At 37.0% G+C, this 4,658-nt stretch carries 3 protein-coding genes and 2 pseudogenes; 4 read left to right on the forward strand and 1 reads right to left on the reverse strand.

Features of this window, described 5'->3' with window-relative positions; genetic code table 11:
- Positions 1–134 precede the first annotated feature (134 nt).
- The 3 genes and pseudogenes from ACFILY_RS08780 to ACFILY_RS08790 all read left to right on the forward strand — a co-directional run.
- Positions 135–328, forward strand: a pseudogene (locus ACFILY_RS08780) (ABC transporter substrate-binding protein); the annotation flags it as partial.
- A gap of 14 nt (positions 329–342) precedes the next feature.
- Complete coding sequence (gene xseA, locus ACFILY_RS08785) at positions 343–1,773, forward strand: exodeoxyribonuclease VII large subunit (protein WP_375637874.1); 1,431 nt, start codon at positions 343–345, stop codon at positions 1,771–1,773.
- Positions 1,751–2,380 carry a DNA-3-methyladenine glycosylase I gene (locus tag ACFILY_RS08790; RefSeq protein WP_375631719.1) on the forward strand — a complete coding sequence of 210 codons (630 nt, stop codon included), beginning with the start codon at positions 1,751–1,753 and terminating at the stop codon, positions 2,378–2,380. Before xseA ends, ACFILY_RS08790 begins: the two co-directional genes overlap by 23 nt.
- 245 nt (positions 2,381–2,625) lie before the next feature.
- On the opposite strand, the pseudogene ACFILY_RS08795 reads toward ACFILY_RS08790, so the two are convergent.
- A pseudogene (locus ACFILY_RS08795) lies at positions 2,626–2,805 on the reverse strand (integrase); the annotation flags it as partial.
- Between the two features lie 1,206 nt (positions 2,806–4,011).
- On the opposite strand from ACFILY_RS08795, the gene ACFILY_RS08800 reads away from it, so the two are divergent.
- A partial coding sequence (locus tag ACFILY_RS08800; protein WP_375631721.1) for an ABC transporter substrate-binding protein occupies positions 4,012–4,658 on the forward strand: 647 nt, incomplete at its 3' end.

Here is a 4,658-nt window from a genome sequence, read left to right on the forward strand (position 1 = left end):
AAAGCTCTTTAACACTTTGCAATACGTTGAATTTTATCGGGAATGGATTTCTATGTTGTGTAGAGAATTTTATTTCAGGAATTCTTATAAAAGATGTGTTTGTGTGAATGTTAAGATTGAATATTTAAACTTCTATTGATACAATTTTCGAATGAAATAATGACTCTAGATATCCCCATAAAACGGCTTCAAGTTTTTTTACAACCCTGATAATCGATTTGAAATTAAAAATATAAACTACTCTAGCCGGTGTTATGGGTATTTTGATGAAGCTATAAATCAAAAGTTTAAAGATGTGTTGTTTCAAAAAGATTCACAGAAACGGGCGTAAAGAATTGAAAAATGGTAAGTTTGTTTAGTGAAAAAACAGGTGTAACAAATGTGGCAGAATTCACTGTTTCCGAAATAGCAGGGGCCCTAAAGCGTGTTGTTGAAGAAAAGTTTGGTTATGTACGGGTACGTGGGGAGATATCAGGTTACCGTGGTACTCATGCTTCGGGACATGCTTATTTTGCTTTAAAAGATGATAAGGCACGGTTGGAAGCTGTTATTTGGCGTGGAATGATGGAAAAGCTCAAATTTCCTCCTGAAGAAGGGATGGAAGTGATTGCTGTTGGTAAACTTACGACGTATCCAGGATCATCGAAATATCAAATTGTCATTGAGGCTCTTGAACCAACAGGGATTGGTGCTTTGATGACACTCCTTGAAAATCGTAAGAAAAAGTTTTTAGAAGAAGGCTTGTTTGATGAAGCTAAGAAAAAAACTTTGCCTTATATGCCTCGAATTATAGGCGTTGTAACATCACCAACAGGTGCTGTTATTCGTGATATTATTCACCGTATATCCGATCGTTTTCCGTTGCATATTTTGGTTTGGCCTGTACGTGTTCAGGGGGAAACAAGTGGGAAAGAAGTGGCTGTTGCTGTTGAAGGTTTTAATGCGTTGCCTTTAGGAGGAGTTGTTCCTAAGCCTGATCTTATTATTGTTGCACGGGGAGGGGGAAGTTTAGAAGATTTGTGGGGGTTTAATGACGAAGCTGTTGTTCGTGCTGTTTATGAATCTTCTCTTCCTGTTATTTCTGCTGTTGGGCATGAAACGGACTGGACCTTGATTGATTATGTGGCTGATTGGCGTGCTCCAACTCCCACTGCCGCAGCAGAACGGGCTGTTCCTGTTAAGCTTGATCTCGAGATGCTGGTGGCATCGCTTGGTGCACGTTTGCGCAAGGGACTAGCGCGTTATTTGGATTTTTATCGACAAAAATTGCGAGCTACTCTACGAGCTCTTCCGACTGCCGATCAACTTTTTGCTCTACCACGGCGTGGTTTGGATGAAACTTCAAGTCGATTGCAGCGTGCTCTTTGTGTGAGCTACGATAAAAAACGTTTTTCTTTTCATGCACTTGGTGTGCGTCTTTCACCGCGTTTGTTAAATAGTGAAAAAGCACAACGCAATACAAAGGAATATACGGCACGTCTTCAGCGTGCTTTTGTGCGTAGTGTGGAAAAACAACGTGCTGGGTTAGAGGTAGTATCTAGGCTTTTAAAAAGCACTTCATATCAGAATATTTTGGAGCGCGGTTTTGTTTTGGCTTTGGGGAAAGAGAATAAGCCCATTAAACGCTTGGCTCAGTTTCCTGAAACGGGGCACATAAATTTACGTTTTTTTGATGGAGATATCAGTGTTGCAACACAAGAGCCTATTTCCGCTAAACGTTCAAAACACAAGCAAATAAAGTCGCCTAGCGATGATCAAGGAATGCTCTTTTAATACGGGGGTTAATGCCATGCTTGCGGAAGGTCTTCTTAAGGGAGTGGATGGAAAAGTTCGTTGCGCATGGGCTGGAACGGATCCACTTTATTGTGCTTATCATGATACCGAATGGGGAAAGCCTATTTTTGAGGATATTCGTTTGTTTGAGAAAATTTGTCTTGAAGGTTTCCAAGCGGGACTTTCTTGGTTTACAATTTTAAAAAAACGCTTTTTTTTTCGCATTGCATTTGATCACTTTGACTTTGAAAAGATTGCTCATTATGATGAGCTAAAGGTGCAAATGTTAATGCAGAATAAAGACATTGTTCGCCATCAAGGAAAAATTCAATCAGTGCTTAATAACGCATTGAGAGCACAAGAAATTATAACAGAGTGGGGAAGTTTGTCCCACTATTTTTGGTCTTTTCAGCCACCACCATCAGAGCGTTATGAAAAAATAGATTTTCAAACACTGTTGGCTAACCCTATGACACCTGCTTCTCTTCGTCTTTCTCAAGACTTGAAGAAACGTGGCTGGACATTCGTTGGTCCCACAATTTGTTATGCTTTTATGCAGTCCGTAGGGATTGTTAATGATCATCTTGAAGGATGTTTTTGTCGATAAATTGGCAAACTGTCTTTTGTAAGAGTAATGATCAATAGGATAATAATTGAATTATTTAATAAATGTATAGATTATACAATTTCACTGTATAAGATAATTGAAATATACAAACTATACAATATTAATGATTTTCTACTGTTGTTGGCACTAAAAACGATAAAGGTATAATTTTGAGGATGAAAAAACAGACGCCAAAAGGAGTGATACCTTAACTGTTATGTATCTGAAGTGAGATAATGGTAATATCTTGTATGTTTTAAAGAAACATTTAGTACACCAAAACCCATTTCGCGGTGGCGCCTGTGAATGGTACAACGGTAAATCCATTGAGCACCTCCATCTTTACGCTTATGAAGGAGCAAATCAGCACCATCATACACTTTACTAGCTCTCAATGTTGTGCAACAGTCTTTGGCATTTGTAATGGTTGAGAAGAGTTTTTTTTATTTCTGTTAATGACATGACCGTTATAATTAATGAATATTTTATTCATGCTTATTGACGAATGCAAAGTGGTTTTTAGATGGGGTGCTGTTGTTGCATTGTTTTTCTTTGCTTGTATGACTGTCGGTTTATTTATATGTAGGTCGATTGCTCAATGCTTACCTAGGTAATAAAAATAAAATACAGCGATGAAAAATTGAAGTTAAATGACTCAAGCTGCTTGTGTTGGGTTTTATTATCTGATAGCTTTCCTCTATTAGTAGAGTGATCTTGCCGCGTGTGCGCTCCAATTTTTTGGAAGATGATTAAGCTCATGCAGGCTTGTATCCACTACATTGCTTCGTTGAATCTCTGTATGTTTCCGCTGGAAACGAGAGTTCTGTTGCTGTATGTTGTTTTATGCTCTATTTTTATAGTGGCAAAGCGATGATGCACACTAAAGTTTAGAAGGGTTTATATTCGTTATGTCTTTAGGGGGGAAGCGTCTAATGAATTTTGTTTTTATCAATGGGGGAATGCATTTTAGTGTGTATTCTTTTATTGTAAGCTTTATTTCTCAAAAGATAAAGCGTGGAAGGAATGATTCTTCTCATTTTTCTTTTATCTTTGTTAACGCGTTTGGTTTTGTTGGTAAAAACGTAAAACTTTTGACACTTATTTTTCAAAAAATTAAGCAGCTTTTTGTGGGGGGTAGCGTTTTAGAAAAGATATTTTCTTATGTCTTTCTGCTGTTCCAGTGCCGTTTTTGTCATGTAGTAAAGATGCGCCGCATTTTGAAACTGAGTGTTTGAGGGGGATGACTATTTTTAAAGTTTGCATATTTTATTTTAAATATCGCCTAAAGGAATAGAATAATGAATTCATAAATTTTTGCGTAATGATTTTTTAAAGCTCACTATTTTTTGGGGCGATAAGGCTTATTGATGATTAATAGGGAACTGATATAGTGCATTATCATATGCAAAGAAAGGTTATGAAAAGAATGTAATACTAGTTAGCAAAACATATATTGTATGTTCGCTATGGTTTATTGAGACGTAAGTCAATGAATTTATCAAGTAGATGACTCTGTGTAGGTGATTAAAAATATAAGCGATTAGAACGTATTTATTCAATGTTATAATTATAAATTTGCTATATTATTTCAGCGTCATTAATTGATAAAAAATAAATAAAGGGAAAAGTTTATGAACTTGAAGAAAACAATATTGAAAAGTAGCAGCTCTCTTGTTGCTGCTCTTATGGCTTTGGGGGTAGTTGGACAACAGGTTTCAGCAAAAACACCGGCTAATACCCTTGTGATGGCTTGGAATCTTGATGCAATCAGTACGTTTGATCCCGCCCAAAGCAATGATGTTTATGCAAGTGAAATTATTTACAATATTTGTGATAACTTGGTGAGTACTGCGACAGATGATCCTGCTAAAATAGTTCCTGCTTTAGCAACGCATTGGGATGTTTCAGGTGATGATCACAGTACGGTGATTACTTTTCATTTGCGTGATGGTTTGAAGTTTAATGATGGCAGATCAGCCAATGCCAATGATCTTGTTTGGGGTATGAAGCGGATTGTCAAATTGAAGATGGGTAATGCGGCAATTTTTAATGAATATGGAATTACAGAACAAAATGTTGATGATGCTTTGCAAGCTCCCGATAAGAAAACAGTTGTGATGAAATTTGATAAGCCTTATCCAGCAGAGCTTATTCTTAATAATATTGTTGCGAGTCGTGCAACAGCTTTGCTTGATCGTAAGACGATTATGAAACACGAAAAAGATGGTGATTTGGGAAATCAGTATTTGAAGAGTCATGCTGCTTGTGTTGGTCCTTA

The sequence above is a fragment of the Bartonella sp. CL25QHWL genome (assembly GCF_042195335.1).
In the GTDB taxonomy this organism is placed as follows: Bacteria; Pseudomonadota; Alphaproteobacteria; order Rhizobiales; family Rhizobiaceae; genus Bartonella.

Excerpts from the sequence above, each read along its gene's own strand:
- ACFILY_RS08790 (WP_375631719.1), top strand. The coding sequence starts at position 1,751 with ATGATCAAGGAATGCTCTTTTAATACGGGGGTTAATGCCATGCTTGCG.
- xseA (WP_375637874.1), top strand. The coding sequence starts at position 343 with ATGGTAAGTTTGTTTAGTGAAAAAACAGGTGTAACAAATGTGGCAGAA.